Source organism: Azospirillum sp. TSO22-1 (genome assembly GCF_003116015.1).
Lineage (GTDB): Bacteria > Pseudomonadota > Alphaproteobacteria > Azospirillales > Azospirillaceae > Azospirillum.
The window spans coordinates 1-1,824 of the sequence record NZ_LGQZ01000139.1 but is presented as its reverse complement, the minus strand read 5'-3'; the positions used below and the strand labels follow the sequence as shown (position 1 = coordinate 1,824).

3 protein-coding genes are annotated in these 1,824 nt (G+C 65.1%); all 3 read right to left on the bottom strand.

What is annotated here, in order from left to right:
* Window positions 1–153: 153 nt before the first annotated feature.
* On the bottom strand, window positions 154–318 hold the full coding sequence (locus TSO221_RS35725; protein ID WP_158284248.1) for a hypothetical protein: 165 nt from the start codon (window positions 316–318) through the stop codon (window positions 154–156).
* Window positions 319–378: 60 nt separating this feature from the next.
* Window positions 379–1,602, bottom strand: a complete 1,224-nt coding sequence (locus TSO221_RS29425; protein ID WP_109122069.1) for an acetate/propionate family kinase — start codon at window positions 1,600–1,602, stop codon at window positions 379–381.
* Between the two features lie 10 nt (window positions 1,603–1,612).
* Window positions 1,613–1,824 (bottom strand): phosphate acyltransferase (locus TSO221_RS29420; RefSeq protein WP_247878321.1); only part of this gene is annotated, 212 nt, incomplete at its 5' end.

The following is a 1,824-nucleotide window of genomic DNA, read 5'->3' as shown; positions in this document are numbered from 1 at the left end:
AGACCGCGTCGCCCTCCTGCTCGCGCACGGTGTCGCCGAGCAGCCGGCCGAGCAGCCGGATGTCCTCGCGCAGCGGGCCGTCACGATCCAGCCGCGCATCGCGCCAGCAAACGTAGAATTCAGTGAGGGGTGCCGGTCGCATGTCCGCATCCATCATAAATCATTCAGCCCGATCAGGAGCACCGCAGCAAACAGAGAAGATTTCAGGCCAGTAAAAATAGCGCCGCGCCCTTCGATTCCCGCCCACGGCAATTCACTGAATGCGAAGACAAAACAGGACAAACTGGAGAGGTACATGTATGGAAGAAAATTCTTCATGGCGCCGTATTCCCAATGACAGCACTGATCGGAATATCAGCGCAGCGATGACTGAGCTGACTACACGGCGCGCTCCTGCGCGCTGGGGATCAGGACGTCAAAGGTATGGCTGGCTATCATGCGCTCCTCGTCGGTTGGGATGACGAAGGCTGGGATGTGGCTGTCGGGGGCCGAAATGCGCGTTGCGTTGGCCCGGTTCGCCGCGCCGTCGAGCGCCACGCCCAGCCAGCCCAGCTTCGCCGCCACCCGCGCGCGCACTGGCGCGGAATGCTCGCCCACGCCGGCAGTGAACACCACCGCGTCCAGCCCGCCCATCGACGCCGCCAGCGCCGCCACCTGCTTGACCACGCCGTGGCAGAACAGCTCCACCGCCTGTGCAGCCGCCGGAGTTTCGGATTCCAGAAGATCGCGCATGTCGTTGGAAATGCCGGATACGCCCAGCAGGCCGGATTGCCTGTACAGCAGCTCTTCCAGGGCGTCGGCATCCATCCCCTTTTCGCGCATGAGGTAGATCAGCACACCGGGATCGAGACTGCCTGGCCGGGTTCCCATAGGCACTCCGTCCAGCGCCGTAAATCCCATGGTGGTGTCCTGGCTCTTGCCGGCGCGCATGGCGCACAGACTGGCGCCGCTGCCCAGGTGGCAGACCACCACCCGCGCGTCCGCCAGTTCCGGCGCCACCTGCGGCAGGCGCTGCGCGATGTACTCATACGACAGCCCGTGAAAGCCATAGCGCCGCACGCCCTCCTGGGTCAGCTCGCGCGGCAGGGCGAAGGTCTGCGCCTGCCAGGGCTGGGTCTGGTGGAAGGCGGTGTCGAAGCAGGCGACCTGCGGCAGTTCTGGATACACCTTGGCCAATGCCTTGATGGCAGCCACATTATGCGGTTGGTGCAGCGGTGCGAGCGGGGCCAGTGCCTCCAGTTCGCAGGTGACCGCCGGAGTCAGACGGACAGGAGCGGAGAAACGGGTCCCTCCGTGCACCACCCGGTGTCCGGCGGCCACCAGCTTCAATTCGCCTGGGAACATGGAGATCCAGTCGAGCAGGAAGCGCAGGAATTCATAGCGGTCTGGCCGGCGGCTCACCGGCCAGCTGTACCGCGCAAGAACTTTGCGGCGTTCATCCAGAGCCTCGAACGTCGGCTCTGTGCCAATACCGCTAATTTGGCCACTGATGACCGCTTCCAAACCACTCACGCCACGGCTCCGAGCCAGCTGTCGAATGACCGAGAACTTCAGGCTCGACGAGCCAGCGTTGAGAACCAGTACGGCATTGGCGTGCAACATCAGGCCCTCCTCACTCTGCGGCCAAGACCAAGGCCGGACCCCGCCGGGTGGCGGCGACCAGCGAGGCCACGGCGCAGCTCGCCAAGCGGGTGCGCACGGTGTCGGCGCGGCTGGTCAGAATGATCGGAACCCGGGCGCCGAGCACGATGCCGGCGGCGTCGGCGTTGGCCAGGAAGCTCAGCTGCTTGGCCAGCATGTTGCCGGCCTCCAGGTCGGGCACCA